The organism is Bacillus cereus group sp. BfR-BA-01523 (assembly GCF_022662615.1).
Classification (GTDB): Bacteria; Bacillota; Bacilli; order Bacillales; family Bacillaceae_G; genus Bacillus_A; species Bacillus_A mycoides.
The window spans coordinates 71,321-94,262 of record NZ_JAKUDX010000002.1 but is presented as its reverse complement, the minus strand read 5'-3'; the positions used below and the strand labels follow the sequence as shown (position 1 = coordinate 94,262).

Genomic DNA, 22,942 nt, shown 5'->3' with positions numbered 1-22,942 from the left:
CCTTAAAATTTCCTTAAAAATTCCATAAGTTACAAAAAGATGATATGATATTCGAGGAAATTAGGAGGGATTCATATGTATCACGCAAATATTCTACTCATTGATGATGAAACAGCAATTTTACAATTACTAACTACCATTCTTGAAAAAGAAGGTTTTTCTCATATTACAACTGCAACATCTGCGGAAATAGCCTTATCTCTCACCGAGCAAAACAATTACGATTTAATTATTTTAGATGTAATGCTTCCTGGACAATCCGGTTTTGACATTTGTCCAATCATTCGCCAAAAAACGGATTGCCCTATCTTCTTCCTAACAGCAAAAACATCTGATGTAGATAAAATTTCCGGATTTTCATACGGTGCAGATGATTACATTACGAAACCATTTAATCCACTAGAAGTAGTCGCTCGTATGAAAGCTCAACTCCGAAGACATATGAAACAAAACATACAAGAACAAAGAATATACTCCTTTTCTTTTGGGAGATTTGAAATTGATCAACATTCTGCGGAACTAACAGTAGATGGAAACGTTGTCGAATGTTCCGCTCAACTCTTTCAACTACTACTATTCTTTTGTGAGAATCCGAACTACGTATTTTCGAAGGAAGAATTATATGAAAAAGTTTGGGGAGCACCTGCCTATAATGGAGATGATAATACTGTTATGGTTCACATTCGAAAACTACGTGAAAAAATTGAACAAGATCCAAGTAAACCAGAATACATAAAAACAGTTCGTGGACTTGGCTATAAGTTCATTACAAAGTAGGTTAAAGATATGAATTTTAATAAACGACTTATAATCCAGTTTATTTTACAACACGTTTTTGTCTTAGTTACGTTACTTATCGCAGTAATTGCTTCTTTTTCTTATTTAATTTTTCTTCTTAATAGTACTTTATATGAACCTAATATTTCTGATTATGATACCTTTACAATCTCCGAATATATTTCTTCTGAAGACAATAACATTACTTTAAAATCTGAGGTAAAAGATTTAATAACAGAAAAGAGTGATTGGCTTCAAATTGTAGATGAAGATGGAAAGGTCCTTTACAACTTTAATACGCCTAACGATGTTCCGACCTCTTACACAAAGACATCCTTACTTACGTATTTACAGAATAGTAACAACAATATTTATAAATTTAACTATTGGGAAATTAAATTAGAAAAGAAACCAGTGATCGTTATTTACGGTGCCAAACTAAAAAGTAATGCATTACTAAAAACGATACAACAAGGACACCCTTCTTTATCATTAAATGAATTTGCATTAACTGAACAAGAAAAACAATTACTTTCTAAAGAAAAAGCAACGCTGCAAATATTTAATAACAATGGCGAAGAAGTTTTTTCCTATCCAACTGGGAAGAAAAAAACATTTTCGGCTATAAAAACAGCTCTTAATGAAAAAGAACCATGGAATTATAAAGAAAATACATCTAGTTTTTACGATTCAAATAGCGGTCATCTCGTCGTTGTATCCGCCCCAAACGCTCATTATTATCCAGATGATGAATTAGATGATATATTTACCAAGAAACTTCTAATCGGATGCAGCTTAATCCTCCTTATTGTGTTTGCTTATTTAGTCATTCTTTCAATTTGGTATGGAAATAAGTTTGGAAAGCCTTTATTACACACGATGCGCTGGCTTAAAAACATAGCCGGAGGAAAATATGAAGAACCTGTTAGTAAAAAAGGCAAACCTGTTCGGTTTCGGCGCTCCGGTAAAGAAAAATGGTCGTTCCGCATATTTAAAGATGTTACAAACTCACTAGAGCACCTTTCTATTACTTTGAAAAAGAACGATGCAATGAGAAAAGTACTGCAACAAACACGTGAAGAGTGGATTACCGGCCTAACGCATGATCTAAAAACACCGCTTAGCTCTATATACGGTTATGCATTATTACTAGAATCGAAGCAATATAATTGGACGGATCAAGACATTCAACAATTTGGCCATGTAATGAAAGAAAAATCTCAATATATGACTACATTAATTGACGACTTAAGCTTAACATATCAATTAAAAAATGATACTCTGCCTGCGCAACACGTAAATGTTGAAATTAATCAGTTCGTCCGAAAAGTACTATTACAATTTATTAATAACCCGACACTACAAAATCAAAACATTGAATTCGTGCCAAGTTCAAGCAAAATCCAATATTTTATTGAAGAAAAATGGTTCCAACGTATTATCGAAAACTTACTCGCAAACGCTGTAAAACATAATAATGAAACGACAAACGTAATCGTAAAACTTTCGCAAAATGCAAATTCATTTACACTATCTATTTCAGATAATGGAAAAGGTATGGATGATAAAACGAAAGAACTTCTATTCGAGCGATATTACAGAGGAACGAATACAGAAGAAAGCAACATCGGAACTGGACTTGGTCTCGCCATTACAAAACAGCTCGTTCATGCCCATAACGGAACGATTTTCATTGATAGTGAAGTTGGAAAAGGAACGACGATTATACTTGTGTTTCCATTTAGTTCGTAGGAAAAGGTGCTTTTATAAAGCACCTTTCTCTTTTCGGAACAGCGCGCTAGTAAATGAAATTATATCGACTTAACTATAAAATACAACAATAGTAGCAACCTATTAATAAAAGAAGACCGTCCAAAAATACCTTTTGAACGGCCTTTCTTTCTATTATTTCTTCTTCACCGGTATCCAAAGCTCAACTTGAGCAAACTCACTCTTATCTGCATGGCAACGCTCATCGTACTGTTCAAACTCTGTAACTCCGCAATGTTCATATCCTGAATGCGGGAACCATTCTGAGAATACTGCATTCCACGTTTGGTGAATAGACGATACCATTTCTTCATGAGGAACTTTCGGCGTTGTAAATACTGCATACGTTGCGGATGGGAATGTACGCTTTGCAACTGCATTTGGTACATTTTCAAAGCCTGTAACTTCCATTCCGATAATATAAGTGAAGTCCCCTGTTTCTAAATTAAAATCAGTACATAATCCAAGTTCTACCCATTGGCTCGTATCTTTACGATTCGGAATCGTCGTTCCAAGATCTTTTTGTAAATATTCTTGCCAAAATGCTGGAATGTCTTGGTGGTTTTTTCCTTCTTTACTTGTCGTCTTCAGCTCATAACCCGCCATTAAAAATTCTGGTTTATTTACAATACGATATTCCATTTGTATGCCCCCTAAATATGGATTTAATTTTCTTTGTTTTACATTCACTCTATAATACATTGGTGTTTCAATTTCTTGTTTTCGATATTCACTTGGTGTCATTTGAAATAATTTTTTAAAGGCTCTCGTGAACGTTTCGTGAGATTGAAAGCCATGCTCAAATGCGATATCAATAACTTTTTCATCCGTATGAGAAAGTTGATAAGCTGCCCGGGCTAACCTCCTCTTTCGAACATACTCCATTACTGTATCGCCTACTAACGCCTGGAATACACGATGAAAATGCGACTCAGAAAAACCTGCAACACGTGCTAAATTACGCAGCGTTTGTTTTTCCATTACATCTTCCTCAATATAATCAATTGACCTTTGAATTTGTGTTTCATAGCTTTCCATCTCTGTTCACCCGCCTTATATGTATTATGATAAAAGAGAATCCTATCCAATTCTTGACGTTTTTTACTATAATTTCGTAAAAATTGTAACTTTTTTATATGTATTTCGTTGTTATGTATGAAGGGAGGGAAATGTAGTGAAACGCAAACAATCATTAGAAGAAATTTACTCCGAGCATATGCAAGATTTATTTCGCTATCTTCTCTCCCTAACTGGAGATTCTCATAGTGCTGAAGATCTCATGCAAGAAACATTTTACCGAATGCTCGTCCATATTGACTATTATAAAGGAGAAGAAATTAGGCCGTGGTTATTTACAATCGCCTACAACGCCTTTATCGATTGGTACCGAAAAGAAAAGAAGTATAAAACAACGCAAATTGAAGAATTCCATTTACCAAACGTGCCAAGTACAGAACACTCTTATTTCGTAAAACATGAGATTGCTAGTTGGTTACAAAGTATAAAAGACGAAATGTGTTACTACTACGAGATTACTACGGATTCTCTTATAAGGAAATAGCAGAAATGACTGGTCTCTCGTTAGCAAAAGTAAAAATTGAATTACACCGAGGACGAAAAGAAACGAAAAGCATAAAGGAGTGATACAGATGGGTTGTGCAGAGTTTAAAAAACTGTGGACGAAATACGAAAAAGGAACGCTCACACATGACGAACAAGAACAGTTAGAAAGTCATATAGAAACTTGTGCAGAATGTGGAGCTCATTTAGATGAATTGCTTGCGAAGAGTGAACCCGTAAAGAAAAAATTACCGCCAAAAGATCTTAAAGTTCCTTTTTGGAGGATTAAATGGAAACATCGTTTGCAGATGTTTGGTTTTATACTATCAATTTGCATCATTATATATATGATCGGCGGAGTATTATCTGCCTTTTATTTTCAAGCTAATAATGATAAAAGGCTAGAAGAAATTAGAGAGGTCCCTTCTCTTGTACTTGAAGCAACTATGCCAAATAGCCGCGTTATGGGGGGCGGAACAAGTGTAGAAGCTTTTTTCCGTACAAATAGCCACTTTGATTTAGTGAAAACGGTCGGTAAAAAAGAAATGCCACTTGGTACAGTAAAAACAAAAAGCTTCTTATCATCTGTAGATGTCATGGACCAAACTTGGATGAATCCATTCTATCAGCCAAAACTCTTCTTCGTTCATCCAAAAACAGAGCAAGGCGATTATTTAAAGGAATCTTCCAAAAAAGTATGGGATACACTTGCAAAAGTACATGATGGAACGGTTGCAGAAGTAGCAATTTCTTTTGACAAATCTTACACTTTAAAAGAATTAGAACCACTTTTATATAACGTATTTGGAGCACAAGAACTCCCTCCAACTCCTGTATGGTACGCTTTAGATACCGGACAAGAAAGAACAGATGTAGAAGACTATATCCTACATGGCGGAGAAGCTATAGGATTTCCAGAACATATAAGATTCCTAGATAGTGACGCAGACAAGAAGAAAACGCCAGAAGATAACATAATCGAAATGATGCGTATTCTTTCTACACATACAGAAACGGTAAGTAAAATAGCTGCCCTGCCTGAGAAAGAACTAAAATTAGATAAACGTTATAAATATGTAAAAGATAACGGCGTAAAAGTATACGGCATTGTCATTACTGGACCGTCAAAAGAATTATTAAAATTACAAAACTCGCCTCACATACGTTATGCGACTCTTGGAGATATTGAGGTTTGGAATTGGTTTGATAATTAATAAAAAGAAGTAGCGCATTAGAAACGGTGCGCTACTTCTTTTTTAATTCGAAATCACTTTCACATACATCCCCCTCACAGCTTTTTCATAAGCAATATCACTCATCTGCCTTATTTTTTCTGATACGACAGACGCCTGAACAACTTCCACTTCATGAAGTAACGGTGGATCAATAAGACGCACTTTATTTTTCTGATATAGATCATAATCGTTTCTATCTTCTTTTACTTTTACATTTGGATGAACTTTGCTTAATAAAACTTCCACTTCCGGATCGTTACATAGCTGCAATTTCGTAATAAGCTCATGATCTTCAAGAAGAAAGTCATCGGCATGAATGACCTTTTTATAAAGAGCCAACTTTAAAGTTTTAGCTAACATATCATTTCCATAAATATTCATTGGTTTCATAAAGAAATCAATTACTTCTTTGTAATACGTTTCTGTAAACCACTCTGCCATTTCGATACTTTGAAGGACCATTTTCCCGTTTACTGCGATGAGATCCTCTAAAAAACTGTGAACTTCTTCTAAAGATGTATATCCATATGTATACATATCTCGTAACGTATAATCCACTCGATCTGCGCATAATTCTGGTGCTGACCTTTCCAATAACGTCCAATTCGAATCATCTAACAAAATATCTTCATAGTTATAATCATGCTTCACAAGGATCGCTGGAATTTCTGAGTTTTTCACAACAGAACTAAATATCTCTTCATGATAACTTTCATTTCTATTATCAAAAACATAATCAATCACATGAGAAAAAGCAGTATGTGATACGTCGTGCAGTAAACCTGCAATTTGTTCTTCTACTGAACCACCTAGTTTTTTAATTAACAACATAACACCAACTGAATGATCGAAGCGCGTTACATTCCAGTTCTCATTTATTAAGTAGCTTGCGCCATTTTGATGAATACCTTTTAGTCTTTGCACGGACTTACTCAAGATTAATTCTTCTAACACTTTATCTACTTCAAATTCTCCGTATAGTACATCTGATATGATCACTTGTAATCCCCCTTTTTCAAGCAGAGTCTTCTTATAGTATCTCTTTTTTCAGAGAGTAAATAAAGAAGTTCACACGAAAATTTTGTACCTTTAAATTTAAAAATAGAGAGCCATCAGCTCTCTATTTCACATACCTATTCAAACGTAACCTCCACCTGCACAATCTCTGACCTGCTTCCAAGTCTTAGCGGCGGTCCCCAAAATCCGAAACCAGAAGAAACAATAGCGTGGAATGCACCTTTTTGTACATATCCCCAGTCTAGCTCGTACATTCTTCTCGTCACAATATGATTCGGCGCCATTTGTCCGCGGTGCGTGTGACCGGATAATAGTAAATCGACGCCGGCATCCGCTGCCTGCTTTAATTCAAATGGCTGGTGATCCATTGCGATAACAGGAAGCGATTTATCTATCGTACTCATTAGATTTTCAAAGCTTTGACGATCACGCTCTGTTTTATCCCTTCTTCCAACGAGATAAAAATGATCTTCAATTGTAATGACTTCATCTAAAAGAATACGAATATCAATCTTATCCATCTCTTGTAAAAACTCAGGAACAGCTCGGCCGTAATATTCATGGTTTCCTAACACACCATATACGCCTAATGGAGCTTTCATCTGTTTCATGATTGGACCCATATTTTTTTGAATGAACACACCTGGATGATCATCTATAATATCACCAGGCAGTAAAATAATATCTGGTTTCATTTCATTTACATGATGGACAAGTCTCTTTAAATGAGATACACCAGACAGTTTACCGAAATGCATATCAGAAGCCATCGCAATGCGTAAACTTTTACGACCTTCTACCTTTTTCGGTATATGTACATCATACTTTCTTACAACCGGGCTATACGCATTAAATACTCCATACGCAAAGATAAAGATGAACACGAGTAAAACGACCGTTCCTGTCCAAATAATTGCCGTCTCTTTCTCCACTGAAAACTGCAGTAGGAAGACTGCAATATCGGCTAACGGCAATAACATAAGCGCGTATTGTATTACCGCAAACCAAATTGAACCGACCGTTCGCAGGAAAGGAAGGAATTTAAACACTTGTACGAGAATGTACGCATATGAAATAAATCCGACTACGAAAGCGTAATATCCCCAAGATTCCCAGCCGAACACCGCATGAAGCCAAACCCATCCGTTCCAGCCGATGTAAAACATAAGTAGTGTGTATACAATTAAAATAGTGAATATATTGAGATAACGAAAATTTTTCACTGCTAGCCTCCTTATTGATTTCTTCTATTATATCTTGTTATGCACGTTTAACGGAAATAGTAAGCATTCCAAATGGACTGGAATAAGACTGCTTTATTTAACCCTTTGTTTCACGAAATTAATCGATATTTTTTAGTTGTTTTTCTAATGACCATCTAGCTGGTTTTTCTGCACTATTAAACCAAATTGCACCTTTTTCCAACCATTTTTTTCTATACTCAATAAACGTATATCCTTGATCATAATCATCATAACCAAATTGAAAGCCGCAACATGAACAAATCTCATATGATGGATCATCATCTTCATCATATGGGGGATCTAATAATTCGTTAAAACCACAAATTAAACATATATAATTCATATCATTATTATTCATCTTATCACCCTTAAAATTAGATAATAAATTATCTAACTCACGTTCAAATTCTTGTATTTCATTGACAACTTGTTCAGCGTTTAATTCACTAATAACTTTGATTGGATTAGGTTTCTCATTAATTAAAAGGTCTACTAATGAAGCAATTTTCTTCCCGCTAATAATCTCAAATTCTTTTATGGACGGACATAACATTAAAAACTTTTATCTAATAGCTTTTCCCTCTACCTTTTCTCTTAACGTTGCAATTTTCTTTAAACGCTCATTCACATTTATCACCTCATACATTCAGTAACTCAACATAATACAGCGTATCATCCGTCTGAAAATACATAACAGATCCGCGGCTATAATAATTAACAAATTGAACTGGCTCTCCTAGTTCATTACAAAGATTACTATCATACACATGATTATTGTTTAAATCATAAACAACCAACTTTTTATCTTGAGTAATGAATACTACTTTATCTTGAGCAACCGCAAAACTTTTCGACCATATTTCCCTAGTTAAATTGATTTCATTCCACGACATATGAAATTTTTTATCTTTCATTTGAACTAAAGGAAATTCTGAATAATAATAGAGCCAAACGTCTCCATCTATAATGTTCATTGCATAACAATCATCTATAGGAGGTACATTAAACCTTTCTACGTATTGATCATAATTATTAAAAATCAAGTGACCTGTAGAGTCAAAAGCAACTATACCATTTACTCCAATTGGGCACTCTCCGAAAATTCCTTCATCACAATAACTAACCCATATATCTTCATTCGCATCAACCTGACAATCTCGGATCCCTTCTCCGGCATAAAACTTAACATATTCACTTCCGTCCGGATTATAAATAACTGCGTTATCATCTTCATAATTAAATATAAGTAACCATTTCTCTCCGATTCGTTGAATACATCGCACAGATTCAACATCGATATCTACGTTTAAATTGAATTTACTTATATTCACATTATTTTTATCCAAATAAATAATACAAGGTTGATTCGTATTATCTTGTACTAGTAAAATCACATTTTGTTTATAATCCAAACTCATTTTTTTAAATTGATAGGCTTCAACTATAGACTTAAAACTTATTAACTCTTTACATATAATATCTTTCATATAGATCAAAACCCTCTCATTTATTCTAAACATAAAAAATAAGCGTCAAACTTCCTTAATCTTAAATATGTTGGACATATAATTTCAAACTGTAACTTTCGAGATTTAGAATCCACAACAATACAGTTATCCTGTATGATACAATGCACCCAAGGTATATAAAGTTGATTCCCTTCTATTATGAGCTTTGAAGGATCTCGTTTAACATTAATATCCCTCTTTTATATTCAAAGTTAACCTTTCATCTAAAATATCCATTATTCCACTAACCATCAAAGAAATCATTATTAATACATTAATGTTAGTACTAAAGAACAACCTATATGGAGTAAAGGTTGCTATGAATATATATATTAGACTCACTACTAACACCGTTACCACTTTATATTGTCTCTTTTTTAACATAAACACCAATAAATGTCTGTGTCGCCTCCATTATTCATCTGTAAAATGCCCTACTATATCACCCCTTTGATATCAAAAATTTGTAAAATATCTTGTTCTAACCTCAGTGCATTAAAATCAGACTTTGCCCTTTTACCCAATATCCTAATAGATTGAATAATGTTTTTGATTATTAATATTTTTCTCCCTGAATCATCTGCCAACAAAAATGTTTCATAATCAATCCTTAATCTAAAATCTGCTTCTTTACTCTTCCTTTTAAAGAGCTTTCTTTCTTTATGAAAACCCGCATCTTCATATTCCGGAGTTATGTTAACTACTATAGGGATTATAGCTATTTCTTCTACTTCGTTACCATAATTATTACTGTTTAATTCTTCAAGTTCACTACCGATTTCTGAAATTATATTTATAAATTCCTCAGCAATGTCGCCTTCTAATTCACCACTTAAAAAAAACCTCATAATCACTCACCCTTTTCAATAATCGCTTTTATTTAGCGGAGGACGCTTTCATTATTTTTCTTTTTATATGCTAATATCTTTTGATGTTGCCATTGATGCATTTCTTTTTTGTCCCCTTTGCTTCGAATTTCATATAAGCGTTATGCTGCTTATACAGTTTTTGTGCATATCATTTAGTTCCTTATGTTGTCTCACCATATTTTAATACTGCTTGCGTTTTTTACCTCTTAAAGAATACCCTACCGCAGATGCTTTTGTATCATGTAAACTTTTATGTACTTCATCTTTTGACTTTGGTTTAGCTTTTTGATTTTTTCTGCGTTCTTGTTTTATTAATTGTAAAAGTCATTTAACTCCACGATTCCGATCCGGACCTATCAACATCGTTGGATTATTATTCGCATACGTATATCCATTTTATGTAACAGAATTATCTTCATGGTCTGTATCCGGATCTATCGATAAGGAAACACACTAAAAAAGGATGTGGAGTATTTCCCCACATCCCTTCAAATTAATAAAGTTGATGGATATACCTTATCGGAACTAATAGGATCAGTATGTACAAATGCTTGCTCCATCGGTAATTCTTGTGGGAAATCTCCTTCATAATGATATTTAGCTTTATCGTAAATTATTGTTTGGAACAAAATTCTCACTCCTATTTCACATAATATAATTGAACTCAAATAAATTAAATTAATAAAAAGCGCCTCTCTAGCATTTTATAATAATACTTCTTTTTCATCATCCAAATAATAATTCTTAATCATTTAATTTATAAAAATAAATAATTCTTTGATACACTCTTTAAAAAGGTAAGTTGACTAAACTCTGTGGATTTTTTGCTACCAAAGGCTAATTCTATTGCTACTGCTCAAGGTTACAGTGCACCATCATCACTCGCAGGCACTATCTCAAACCGGCTAAAATTCGATATGGACTTTCCAGCATTATAAAACCTGTAAATAAAAACCCCTATAAGTTACATTCGAAGTTTGTGTCTAATCATAAAAACGTCGAATGTTTCCTTATAGGGGCTACTAATATTTGTGATTAATAGAAAATCTAGAGTTTAATGTTTTTCCAGCCAGAGAAACCAGATATCAACAATTAACCCTACTATAATCACGAAAATGAATAACTAACTTGACTTCCTAATACATCATATCCCTTTTTCTTTAATGCCGATTTTGCAAGTTCCTCAGCCCTTGCTCCTGCTCTTTTTTTCGCTTTTCTTGCTGCTTGTTTTGCTGCATAACGTGCTACATGAGGGGCAGCCATCCTTGCACCCGCTATTACAAGTGGAGCAACAGGTATATTACCATCTGGATCTATCAACATTACTGGATTATTATCACCATACGTATACCCATTCATTGTAACTGGATCATCCTCATCACCCGGATCAGGATCCACTGATAAGAACACACCATGCTCTGGATTATAATAACGCGCAATCAGATAATACATGCCAATCTCTTTATCATACATGTATCCCGCATATCCAAACGGATTGTCTGCTGCGATACCTTTCGTATCACTCTTTAATACGTTACCCCACGAATCATATTCATACGTTGCGACAACTTCTCTATTTTGATCTGTCATCGCGACTACATCACCACGAGGGTTATATAGTGGTAGTATACTGTTTGTCCTTGCGATTTCATTGCTAGACGTACGCCACTTGTAGAGTATACATATTGACAAAGTACATTTTCACTACCGTCCGTCTCGTACAACGGGTTAATGCTATCTCCATCATAGAAGTAGCGTGTTACTTTTCCATTTACATTATTTTCACCTTGTTTCGTGATCGCAACAATTTGGTCACTTTCGTTCCAGGTATACTTATACTTTCCATCCGATGTACGATTTCCATTCACATCATACGTTAACTATTTATTTCCGAATTTTACAAGTTGATTTCCTTCATTGAATGTTGTCGCTATAGACTTTGTTTCTTTTCCGTTCTCTACAACTTTCACACTCGTACGGTTTCCAAATCCATCATATGTGTAAGATTTACTTGTTCCGTTTGGTAATGCCTCGTTTAATAGTTGGTTAATCAGGTCATATACAAAGTTTGTTTCTGTTACTTTTCCGCCCGCACCTTCATGTTTAATTTTCGTACGGTTACCCGATGGTCATATTCATATCGTTCAGAAATTAGAATACTGTTTGACGTACCTACTACTAAATCTTTAAGTTTATTTGCGTGGTCATAGTTGAAGGTAGAACCTGAACCATTTCCAGCTGTATACGTACGAACATTTCCTTGATCGTCGTAATCAAATCGATACGTTTGAGAACCATCTGTCACACGTATATTTTGATCTAACGTGTTGTAGTCATACGATACTTTATTTGTGTATCCACCTTGCGTTACGGTTTGTTCTTTTAGCTTTTCTGTCTTACTGTTTGCTTTGTCATGATATGCCCAGTCAATTTTTCCGCCTCGGCTATCTGTTTCGCTTGTGACGCGGTCTGCCTTGTCCTATGTTTGTTTTTGTGCGTTCTACAACATTTGTGGTTATTATTAATTCAGTACCTATTTTTACAATAAAAAAAGACTATCTAAAATTTAATTTAGAATAGTCCTTCTTTATTATTACTCTACAACCTGTGTTTCCCATCCATCATAACTCTCACATGTTCCACTATATAAAATCGCTAACTCAGCCATTTGCTTTGTTTCTTCCCAAACATTTTCTTTTGTCGGTATACAATTTTTCCCGACTATAAATAAATAGTAACTTAACCCATCTTCTGATCTTTGTTCAGACGGTTCATAAATATCATAACCTTTTACATGTAGTACATCTGCAATTTTCTCGGCAATCTCTATTGTACCTACTAAAAAGTAATGTTCTAGATAGTGTACTTTCGTTAAATTAGATCCTGCATCCTTCAAAGCTGCTAGTGTTTCTATATCCTGATTTTCTCGTTCTTGTCTTTCATGAACTGTTTCTGTCATTTATAACTCTCCCTTAAATCACTTTATAGTACGGATAAAAGTTGCTATCCTCAGTTATACTCAATTACAAAATCTCTATTAGCGGATATCTCTTCTACAAACTTTTGTTTCTTTTCTACCTTGTATTCCATGCAGAAATCTATTAAATGAGAAGTAGACCAAGTCACATTTCGAACTGGATTTCTCCTAGTGTTTTCATTTATTTCTCCCATTATTTCCATATCAAAAATAACCTTAAGAGTATAATCGTCAAATACCATTCCATTAAGCATCAATGCTGTTAAAATGTTAGCATTATCGATATCCTCTTTAGTAGGCACTGTTTTCAAATGCAAATCGAATATAACACATAAAGGAAACACGTCTTCCATCAATTCAACAATTTGTCCGAAAAAATATGTTTCATTTGGTAAAGAGATAGAAAATACATCCCCAACTTTCCATTTTTGCTTTTTAGGTCGTTTCCAAGATTCAATGAACTGTTCATACTCTCTTTTATTCTCAAATGTAAATTCTTCGTCTATAAGTTTATTCACCAAAATCGCAACTTGTAACATTGTCTTTCCATTTGCTGAATATATCTCTACACAATCGCTCTCTGAATCAAAACGGACTTTACCTTTTATTCCCGCTTCTTTAACTTGATTTCGTATAAAAACCATTGCATCATAATTTGTCTCTAAATCTAAAAGCCCGGCTAAATCCTCAAAAATGATATATTCTTTTGAACTAAAATCCGGTATAAACATACGAATTTTCCCGACCTGTAACGTATAATTTAATTTATTAAATAATACTGATTCCATTTATTCACTCCTTCACTAATTAAACATAGTATTGTTTCCATTTTTTCTTAGCGATTTCATGACGTGCATTTTCCAGTTTCCCACCATATTTTTGCGGGCCGCCGAATTTATTAATCATTTTTTGTTCATATCTTCTTGCTTGTCGCCCTGGCTTCGTTCTAAGTAAAATCTGAAAATCATATTTGGCATTATTTTTCTTTGCATGTTCTTTTTGGCGCTTTTCATACCTTTGCATATTCTTCGCTCTACCAACATATTGTTTTCCTGTTGCTTTATTTGTCCTTAGATAAATAACAGCTGTTTTCGCCGCTTTACTCGCAACTTTAAGTTTACCACCACCAATTGCACCTTTCGCAGCCGCTTTAGCAATTCCTTTTGCACCTTTTCCAGATTTATACGCTCCGTACCCATCATAAGCTGCAAAACCAGCATTAACCACGAGCCAAAATGCATGACCATCTGGATCTACTGACATAACAGGGTTATTCCCTGCATAGGTATATCCGTTTTGTGTTACAGGATCATCTTCATCACCCGGATCAGGATCCACCGATAAGAACACACCATGCTCTGGATTATAATAACGAGCAATCAAGTAATACATACCAATTTCTTTATCATACATGTATCCCGCATATCCGAACGGATTGTCTGCTGCGATACCTTTCGTATCACTCTTTAATACGTTACCCCACGAATCATATTCATACGTTGCTACAACTTCTTTATCCTGGTTTGTCATCGCAACGACATCACCACGTGGGTTGTAGTGGTAGTATAACGTTTGTCCTTTTGATTTCATTGCTAGGCGTACGCCACTTGTAGAGTATACATATTGACGAAGTACATTTCCACTTCCATCTGTCTCGTACAACGGATTAATGCTATCTCCATCATAGAAGTAACGTGTTACTTGACCATTTACATTCTTTTCAATACGGCGATTATCCTCATCATACTTATAGGTTGCGAATGCATTGCTCTCACCTTGTTTCGTGATCGCAATAATTTGGTCATCTTCATTCCATGTATACTTGTACTTCCCATCTGATGTACGATTGCCATTTGCATCATACGTTAACGATTCGTTTCCGAATTTTACAAGCTGATTTCCTTCATTAAACGTTGCCGCTATAGACTTTGTTTCTTTTCCGTTCTCTACAACTTTCACACTTGTACGGTTTCCAAATCCATCATATGTGTATGATTTACTTGTTCCGTTTGGTAATGCCTCGTTTAATAATTGGTTAATCGGGTCATATACAAAGTTTGTTTCTGTTACTTTCCCGCCTGCACCTTCATGTTTAATCTTTGTACGGTTGCCCGCTTGGTCATATTCATATCGTTCAGATAGAAGAATACTATTTGATGAACCTACTACTAAATCTTTTATTTTATTCGCATGGTCATAGTTAAAGGTAGAACCTGAACCATTTCCAGCTGTATACGTACGAACATTTCCTTGATCATCGTAGTCAAAGCGATACGTTTGAGAACCGTCTGTCACACGTATGTTTTGGTCTAACGTGTTGTAGTCATATGCTACTTTATTTGTGTATCCGCCTTGCGTAACTGTTTGTTCTTTTAGTTTTTCTGTCTTACTGTTTGCTTTGTCATGATATGTCCAGTCAACTTTTCCGCCTCGGCTATCCGTTGCACTTGTGACACGGTCTGCCTTATCGTATGTTTTCGTGCGTTCTACACCATTGATATGGTCTTTTACTTTCGTAACTTGTCCATTTTGATCACGTTCGAATGTAAATGAATCTTTTCCGTTACGCTTTTCACCAACGACGCGATCTGCTGTATCATATACAGATTCTAAAATCGAGCCGTTTGGCATTTTTGTTTTAATCTTGTTTGCATTTTCATCGTACGTATTTTCAATACGACGATTTAACGCATCGATATACACTGTATTTTTATTATCTACATCATATTCATATTTGTGTGTTTGCGTTTTCCCACCAAACATGACAGATTTCTCTGTTGTGTTTCCATTATGATCATAAAGATAATTTACAGAAGTACCATTTTTCAAGGTAACCTTTGTTAATAGATTATCTTTATTGTAATCATATAATTTTGTATTTCCTTTTTCATCTGTCTCGCTCTTTTTATTTCCTGATGCATCATATGTGAAGGTGTTTTTCTGTCCTTCTTCATCATACGTGGCAACAACACTTCCATCGTTGTCGTACTCATTTTTAATAAGAGCATTTCCTTCTAGTAAACGTATATCATCAAACCAAACTTTCCCTTTGTTTTCTCTTCTAAATAGAAGATAAACTTCCATACGTTTAATTGGTTTAGTGGCAGGGATTACAACTGCACTACGATTCCAATCATTTGTCCCACTTGGGAATTTAGCTTGGAAATTTTCCCCACTTCCATCTTGATAATGCACATCCGCCCAAATAGAGTAATCTCGAGAGAGTTTATCTGGTGCAGTATTTTCTACATTTTCAGATTTAGACATTCCTGTTAGCGTGATTGGTTCTGCCTTTTTCTGATTTATAGTGATATGCTTGCCATATCCTACATCTGAACCTCCGTATTGGCTACGTTCTAATACAATAGACGAATTTCCTGTAAAGCTTTCGTTATGAGAAATATCTTTTGCATCACAACTTGTTCCATCTCCTCGAATCCAACCTGGCATACAGCCATTTCCCGCTATATTTTCTAAACTACTATTTTCAATTGGATTAAAGCTGGAAGACACTTCTCCTCTTTCCAATTGAATCTTATCAAACCATGCTGAACCACTTGAATCCGCTCGATTATAATCAACTTGTAGATATATTCTAACTTTTTTTGTTTGATCTGTTGTCTTAAAGGTTACTTGGCGATTCGTCCAATCTTTCTCGCCCTCTATCCTATTATGACGTGTATCAAACCAGTTATTTTCACTTCCAAGAGGACTTCCATCTTCTTTTAATAACTGAACATTAAAAAATGCACCAGCGTGAGTTAATGATGTTTTCATCATCCCACTTAATGTGTATGTTGTATTTGGTTCTACTACCACATCTTGAATCGCACTATGGTATCCCCAACCAGCGTTTTGCGCCTTTACTATCATTTGTAAAGATGAAGATCCACCCAATCCACCTGGCGCGAATATTTCATCTTTTTTCAATGATCCATGACTATTAGTCTTCTCTTCATTCCATCTCTCAGTGTTATTCATTTCAAAGCTTGGATTTTGAATCAGGTTTTCTCCTGTTCCCAGCTCTCTAGTTGTTGCAATTGGATTTCCAAACTGATCATACTGCATGAAAGATGATGTATTTGCTGCTTGGTCAGTTTCAGACACTTCTGTATTTGCCGCTTTATAAGCAACTGTTGTTTCACGATTTTCGTTATCTGTCGCCTTTATAATCCCATTGTCTTTATTGTACTCAAACTTTTCTGTCCCCATTTCATCGGTAACAGACGTAACATTCCCATTACCGTCATAGGTCGCAGTTTCTGTTTGATTTTTAGGAGTCGTAGTTTTCACTAAATTATTTGCATTATATTCATACGCCGTTGTTAAATTCAGACGCCCAGAATCTTCGACTGTTTTCACTGGATTTCCAGCATCGTTATACGTATAAACAGTCTTACGCCCTTTTGGATTCGTTAACGTAACTTCTTTCGCATCCGTATTATATGCTAATGTTGTAGCTTTTCCTAATGGATCCGTCACTTTTACTAATCTATTATTTTCGTACGCATACGATGTTTTATATGGTTTTGCATCTGTATGTTGCGGATCATAAATAGATGTTAGTAATCCATTATCATATCCGTATTTATATACTTTTCCTTCTGGTGTTGTAGAAGAAACTAGTAAATCACCATCATACTTAAATGTAATCGTCTTGTTATCTGGACCGATTACTCTTGCGGCTTTTTTATTATTTCCATCATATTGTACTAATAACTCTTTACCAGAAGCGTTCTTTACTTTTGATAAACGGGATTCACCATCATACTCATATGTCGTCGTGTTTCCGTATTTATCTTTTGTATACTCAATACGCCCCTGTGCATCGCCAGATTTATAGAAAGTAACAGTTTGGTCTTTATCTTTTATTTCATACCCACCTGATACTTGCTTAATTTCTAAATATATACCAGTAGGAGCTTGATACGTATTATCTCCTGTTCTAGTAAAGGTAATATTCGCACCGTCAGCAGAAATTAAAAGTAAGTTTCCATTTCCATCGGCCCAAATTCTTTCTTCTAATCCACTAGACCAACCCGTACCAAATAAACCTATCTTTTTACTTTGGCTATTATAAGTTCTTTCTACTGATACATCCGGCCCGCGCCCTGATAATGTAATATCTTTCTCACTCATGATAAAGTTACCATTTGTAGCATTTACTTTACCATTTAACACCGGAACTGATGCCCAGTAATCAAACATCCCTATAAATCCAAAATCTTGGGAGAATTTAGGAACAAACTCATGCGAAATTTCACTTTCAGCATGCCCAGCTTTACTATACGCTGTTACACGGAACCAGTAGTTTTTCGAACCTGCATAGATTCCACCAGAATTCTTATACACAGGTGATGGATCAACTGCTAATTCTGCACCTTTTTTATCGTGATGAAGTAAATATTGGCCTTTCGTTATTTCATCTTTTGTTGGCCAAATCTTCTCATTTTGCGTTGCCCAATTTGTTTTATTTCCCACATCGAACGCTTCGTAATCTTTTCCGTTATAAATCCAAACTTTATAACCTGTTGCTGCTGGAACTGAGTCCCACTTCAGCGTTACATAACCAGTTTGCTGATCTGTCGCATTAATATATGCTGAGCCATCTGGCTTTTTCACTTGTTCTAGTGGAATAAATGGAACTACTCCATCAGAAAGCGGACTATCACCAAATGGATACTCTGCCACAATACGAATCCAGTAGCTACTTCTTCCGCTATAATCCCCGTATGGACCTCCTGCTTGATAAGCATTTTTATATATTTGTCCTGGGTCAGTAGGTGCTTCTGCACCTTGTCCGTCATCATGTATCCAGTAACGCCCTTGTGCAATTTCTTCTGGCGTTGGGAATATTTTTTTATCCTTCGTTGTCCAACTTGTCACATTACCAACTGAAATATATTCATAGTCATATCCATTAAAAATAGCTACTTTATACTCTGTTGCTCCTGGAACTGGATCCCATTGTACATTAAAGTGACCTGAACTACTTCCACTCCCATTCGAGTAAGCTTGTACTCTCGGTGTATTCGGTTTTGCATACGAATACTTAACTTCTAAGTACGGTGCATTTTCTCCGCTTTCAGCTGCAATAAACTTTTTCCAATGATTCTGACCATTTCCATTTGCATGTAGCTTAAAACCGTTGTTTGGTCTCGCACCTTCTACCCATGCTTTCACTGTATTCGTTACATTGAACTGAGCCCATTTTCCGCGGCCTACATCAGCGTGTGCAATGTTGTTAGAACCTGGTTTATTATTCCAGTTAATACCTCCGACATTCCATCCACCTGTAACTTCATCTAACCAAACACCATTTGGTTGATTTCCATAATAATGCCAAACTGCATAGGCATGGAATGTTGCACTTTCAATCTTTGCACCTTTTAAATTTGAAACGTCTGGTTTAATGAATGAAAAGTTTGTCCCAGAGGCCCCGTCATAATAACCTACTTTTAATGTATAAGCATTTTGACCAGCGTCCCAAAGCTTTCCTCCTGAATAATTGACAGTTGGATACGCGCTTGAAGCATAAGCATTTTCAAAATTATCCAGTTCAATTGAAGGGTCTACATATACCGGGTATTTTCGTTCTGGTGCTTGTAACCACTTTGGATCTGCGGTAACAGTTAATATATATGTTTTTCCATCTGTCTTCTCAATATTGTAACGAACCGCATCTGACGTTACAGCCTCACCTGATTGTTGATCTACATTTGAATCGTTCATATACGGTTTCGGTAATGTGAAGACTTTTTCTTTTTTCTCATTTTGGAAGTCGATTGAACCATCTTCCTGTATATTCGGTGTTAAATCTGTTTCTAATGCAAACGTAAAAATATGATGTCCTGTATATTCACGTAATACAAAATCTTCTTTTACATTTTCATTAAACGTCGTACTCTTTAAATCAATATTTGGGAAAATCCCTTTATACCAGACTGTATTATTTTCATGTGTTGCAGTAACTGGTGATGGCTTCACTTCACCTTTTTCACCATTTGCACTTATTAATTTGTACTGAATATTATGATTTTTTATTTTAAATTGAACGTACTTTCCATCTTGTGTTGTTTTCTCAAATTCTGGTTCTAATTTTGTATTTTCCGTTACAATTTTTTCATTTTGTGCTTCTACTAATTTCGGTGAAACCTCTTCTAACTTTCCATCTTTCTCAATATGAATCGGTTCCGTATATACCTTTTTCGTATAAGTACCATCATTATTATCGAAAACTTTCTCTGTTTCCGTTCTTTCTTCTACAATCTCAGTCGGATTTGCCTGTGCTTTAGCCTTATCCTTCTTTAACTGATCTGGATGTGGAGCTGGTAACTCCTTTTCCTCTTTCTTTTCTACTTCTGGACTTTGTTCTGAATTCGGAGATGGTGTAAACGGTGGTGCTGTTTCCGCCAATCCATTCAGTGGTATAGAGGTAATAATTAATGCAACTACCATAAGTTGGATTAAGTACCTATACCAATTCTTTTGTTTCTTTTCTTTCATAAACTCACCTCGCTGAAATATTTTTAACATAATAATGTTACATATCCCAATCTAAATAAACGAAAGAGTAAAGTAAATATAGTTTTAAAGTTTTGAAGATTTTATGCATAAAATCCGACAATTTAACAACAATTTTATAAATTTAATTACAGATAACTTTTTTTGTTATATATTTGAAGATTAACAATAATCTTATCTATTATTGTTCGCTAGCGACATGATATGAACATCATTCAACTAACCTTTTATTTTCACTTTCGATTTTGTTCTAGTATTCAATAAAGCTAATACACTGAGCTTCATATTCCTGGTGTAAATGTGCTTCCCTTAACTGTAATACCTTTATTTATAGAAGATAATCAGAATATATTCCTTAATAACTGTTTGAACACGCCCCCTCTCCTTGTTATATCTACAGCTTTTCCAACTATATTTCATATGAGAAAAGGTTATCACTACAAACAAAGAGGAAGCCTCCCAAAATATATTTTAGGAGGCTTCCTCTTATTAATAGATTGCTGATTTTAACTCTCTTAAATAACAAAATCCTCCGGAATAAACACCTTCACTTCTCTCGGATGTACGTATACAAACTCACCCGTTTGAATGCCTAGCTGTCTAAACTGTTCTTTACTAATTTCTGCTTCTAGATACTCATCTGTTCCGTCGCGCTTCAATTCTACATATACGACAGGGCCAACTGCATGTGAGTATGTTACTTTCGCAGGGATGGCATCTATACTTTGTTTCGTACGATCGATTGATAAGTGATGTGGTCTTACGTATCCCACTCCGTCTACGTTTGAAACGTGCTTATGCTCTGGTGCTTCTAGTTCCACCGATCCTACATTTAGTTTACCTTTATGAACGCGGCCGTGAAATAAATTCACGTTTCCTAAAAAGTCGTATACGAACGGGCTTGCCGGTTTTTCATATACTTCTTCCGGTGTTCCCATTTGTTCAATACGTCCTTCATTCATTACAACGATGCGGTCCGCAACGTCTAACGCTTCTTCTTGGTCATGCGTTACGAATACGCTCGTAATTTGAAATTCGTCATGTAGTTTCCGGAGCCATCTTCGCAATTCTTTCCGTACTTTTGCATCAAGTGCACCGAACGGTTCATCTAACAATAAAATTTTCGGTTCGACCGCAAGCGCCCGGGCTAGCGCGATACGCTGTCGTTGTCCGCCAGATAATTGCGCTGGGTATCGTTTTGCGAAACCATCCATTTTTACTAGTTTCAATAGTTCTGTTACTTTTTCTTTTATTACTTCAGCTGACGGTCTTACACTTTTCCTTCTTACTTTTAAACCGAAAGCGACATTTTCAAATACATTCATATGTTTAAAAAGTGCATAGTGCTGGAAGACGAAACCGACTTGCCTGTTTTTCACGTGAATATCAGTTAAATCTTCTCCATCAAATGAAATGGAGCCTCCATCCGCTTCTTCTAGTCCTGCAATAATTCGTAATAATGTCGTCTTCCCAGAACCTGATGGGCCTAATAAAGCGACCAGTTCTCCTTTTGGAATATCCAAATGAATGTCTGTCAGCGCTTGAAATGTACCATATTGTTTTGATACATTTTGAATTTGAATACTCACCGCACTCACTCCTTATTGTCGTTTTTCCATTCTCCATTCAATCCAGTTTTTTATAACGAGCGTAAAAACTGCGATGAGTGACATTAAAGTCGCCACAGCGAACGCTGCTGAAAATTGATATTCATTGTACAAAATTTCAATATGAAGCGGCATCGTATTTGTAACGCCGCGCACGTGACCAGACACAACGGAAACCGCTCCGAATTCACCAATGGCCCGGGCATTACATAAAATCATGCCGTATAAAAGGCCCCATTTTATATTTGGCAATGTGACGCGCCAAAACATTTTCCAGCCGCTTGCGCCAAGTGATAGAGCCGCTTCTTCTTCACTCTTTCCTTGCGCCTGCATAACTGGGATTAATTCACGCGCAACAAACGGAAACGTAACAAATATCGTCGCAATGATAATGCCAGGGACAGAGAAGATGAGCTTTATCCCGTGTTCCATTAACCATCCGCCAAGATTCGCACGAGGTGTGAAAAGTAAAACGAATACTAATCCTGCAATGACTGGTGATACAGCAAACGGCAGTTCAATAAGAGATAATAATAGTTGCTTTCCTTTAAACTGAAACTTCGTAATAAGCCAAGCTGCTGCTATTCCGAATATCGTATTCAGCGGCACAACAATTAATGCAACGAGAAGTGTTAACCTAATTGCCCAAAATGCTTCTTGATCTGTTACTGCGGCAATATATACATCAATTCCTCGTTCGAATGCTTTCATAAAAATTGTCACGAGCGGCAGTAATAGAAAGAGAGATAAAAATAAAACTGTTATCGTAATGAATAGAATGGGTACAAACTTAGATTCTTTTTTAACTGATACGCTTTTTACTATTTTCTTTTCTAATAATGTTGGTTCCATTT

13 protein-coding genes and 4 pseudogenes are annotated in these 22,942 nt (G+C 35.5%); 4 read left to right on the top strand and 13 right to left on the bottom strand.

All coding sequences use genetic code 11. The features are described from left to right. The first annotated feature begins 75 nt into the window (after positions 1-75). Positions 76-777 carry a response regulator transcription factor gene (locus tag MR066_RS04835; RefSeq protein WP_002064182.1) on the top strand — a complete coding sequence of 234 codons (702 nt, stop codon included), beginning with the start codon at positions 76-78 and terminating at the stop codon, positions 775-777. 9 nt (positions 778-786) lie between these two features. Further along, positions 787-2,529: an ATP-binding response regulator gene (locus tag MR066_RS04830; RefSeq protein ID WP_078204873.1), complete on the top strand. Its 1,743-nt coding sequence runs from the start codon at positions 787-789 to the stop codon at positions 2,527-2,529. A 153-nt stretch (positions 2,530-2,682) separates the two neighbouring features. Here the strand turns inward: MR066_RS04830 and MR066_RS04825 are convergent, their stop codons facing one another. Continuing rightward, positions 2,683-3,585: an AraC family transcriptional regulator gene (locus MR066_RS04825; protein WP_242246149.1), complete on the bottom strand. Its 903-nt coding sequence runs from the start codon at positions 3,583-3,585 to the stop codon at positions 2,683-2,685. 136 nt (positions 3,586-3,721) lie between these two features. Here MR066_RS04825 and MR066_RS04820 point away from each other — a divergent pair. Continuing rightward, positions 3,722-4,191: pseudogene (locus MR066_RS04820) on the top strand (RNA polymerase sigma factor). Between the two features lie 5 nt (positions 4,192-4,196). Next, positions 4,197-5,321: an anti-sigma factor gene (locus MR066_RS04815; protein ID WP_242246148.1), complete on the top strand. Its 1,125-nt coding sequence runs from the start codon at positions 4,197-4,199 to the stop codon at positions 5,319-5,321. Positions 5,322-5,363: 42 nt separating this feature from the next. Here MR066_RS04815 and MR066_RS04810 read toward each other — a convergent pair whose 3' ends face one another. From MR066_RS04810 to cysW, 12 genes and pseudogenes are all read right to left on the bottom strand, one after another. After that, a complete protein-coding gene (locus MR066_RS04810; protein ID WP_242246147.1) occupies positions 5,364-6,341 on the bottom strand; it encodes an HD domain-containing protein in 978 nt (325 codons plus the stop codon). Positions 6,342-6,475: 134 nt separating this feature from the next. Next, positions 6,476-7,582, bottom strand: a complete 1,107-nt coding sequence (locus tag MR066_RS04805) for a metallophosphoesterase (RefSeq protein WP_242246146.1) — start codon at positions 7,580-7,582, stop codon at positions 6,476-6,478. A 397-nt stretch (positions 7,583-7,979) separates the two neighbouring features. After that, positions 7,980-8,231 (bottom strand): annotated as a pseudogene (locus MR066_RS27280) (hypothetical protein); the annotation flags it as partial. A 10-nt stretch (positions 8,232-8,241) separates the two neighbouring features. Next, a complete protein-coding gene (locus MR066_RS04795; RefSeq protein ID WP_242246145.1) occupies positions 8,242-9,090 on the bottom strand; it encodes a hypothetical protein in 849 nt (282 codons plus the stop codon). A 458-nt stretch (positions 9,091-9,548) separates the two neighbouring features. Beyond that, entirely contained in the window at positions 9,549-9,959 is a 411-nt protein-coding gene (locus MR066_RS04790; protein ID WP_242246144.1) for an Imm44 family immunity protein, read from the bottom strand. A gap of 557 nt (positions 9,960-10,516) precedes the next feature. Beyond that, a pseudogene (locus MR066_RS04785) lies at positions 10,517-10,609 on the bottom strand (DUF7832 domain-containing protein); the annotation flags it as partial. A 667-nt stretch (positions 10,610-11,276) separates the two neighbouring features. Continuing rightward, positions 11,277-12,459 (bottom strand): annotated as a pseudogene (locus MR066_RS04780) (RHS repeat domain-containing protein); the annotation flags it as partial. Between the two features lie 114 nt (positions 12,460-12,573). Continuing rightward, entirely contained in the window at positions 12,574-12,939 is a 366-nt protein-coding gene (locus MR066_RS04775; RefSeq protein WP_242246143.1) for a ribonuclease E inhibitor RraB, read from the bottom strand. Between the two features lie 50 nt (positions 12,940-12,989). Then, positions 12,990-13,745 (bottom strand): Imm26 family immunity protein, encoded by a 756-nt coding sequence (locus MR066_RS04770; protein WP_242246142.1) that lies wholly within the window; start codon positions 13,743-13,745, stop codon positions 12,990-12,992. A 19-nt stretch (positions 13,746-13,764) separates the two neighbouring features. Continuing rightward, positions 13,765-20,463: a DNRLRE domain-containing protein gene (locus MR066_RS04765; RefSeq protein WP_242246141.1), complete on the bottom strand. Its 6,699-nt coding sequence runs from the start codon at positions 20,461-20,463 to the stop codon at positions 13,765-13,767. 533 nt (positions 20,464-20,996) lie between these two features. Beyond that, on the bottom strand, positions 20,997-22,070 hold the full coding sequence (locus MR066_RS04760) for a sulfate/molybdate ABC transporter ATP-binding protein (protein ID WP_002188697.1): 1,074 nt from the start codon (positions 22,068-22,070) through the stop codon (positions 20,997-20,999). 12 nt (positions 22,071-22,082) lie between these two features. Continuing rightward, positions 22,083-22,940 (bottom strand): sulfate ABC transporter permease subunit CysW, encoded by an 858-nt coding sequence (gene cysW, locus MR066_RS04755; RefSeq protein ID WP_242246140.1) that lies wholly within the window; start codon positions 22,938-22,940, stop codon positions 22,083-22,085. Positions 22,941-22,942: the final 2 nt, after the last annotated feature.

Coding starts and splice junctions, on each gene's coding strand:
- MR066_RS04835 (WP_002064182.1), top strand. CDS start 76: ATGTATCACGCAAATATTCTACTCATTGATGATGAAACAGCAATTTTA.
- MR066_RS04830 (WP_078204873.1), top strand. CDS start 787: ATGAATTTTAATAAACGACTTATAATCCAGTTTATTTTACAACACGTT.
- MR066_RS04825 (WP_242246149.1), bottom strand. CDS start 3,585: ATGGAAAGCTATGAAACACAAATTCAAAGGTCAATTGATTATATTGAG.
- MR066_RS04815 (WP_242246148.1), top strand. CDS start 4,197: ATGGGTTGTGCAGAGTTTAAAAAACTGTGGACGAAATACGAAAAAGGA.
- MR066_RS04795 (WP_242246145.1), bottom strand. CDS start 9,090: ATGAAAGATATTATATGTAAAGAGTTAATAAGTTTTAAGTCTATAGTT.
- MR066_RS04790 (WP_242246144.1), bottom strand. CDS start 9,959: ATGAGGTTTTTTTTAAGTGGTGAATTAGAAGGCGACATTGCTGAGGAA.
- MR066_RS04775 (WP_242246143.1), bottom strand. CDS start 12,939: ATGACAGAAACAGTTCATGAAAGACAAGAACGAGAAAATCAGGATATA.
- MR066_RS04770 (WP_242246142.1), bottom strand. CDS start 13,745: ATGGAATCAGTATTATTTAATAAATTAAATTATACGTTACAGGTCGGG.
- MR066_RS04765 (WP_242246141.1), bottom strand. CDS start 20,463: ATGAAAGAAAAGAAACAAAAGAATTGGTATAGGTACTTAATCCAACTT.
- cysW (WP_242246140.1), bottom strand. CDS start 22,940: ATGGAACCAACATTATTAGAAAAGAAAATAGTAAAAAGCGTATCAGTT.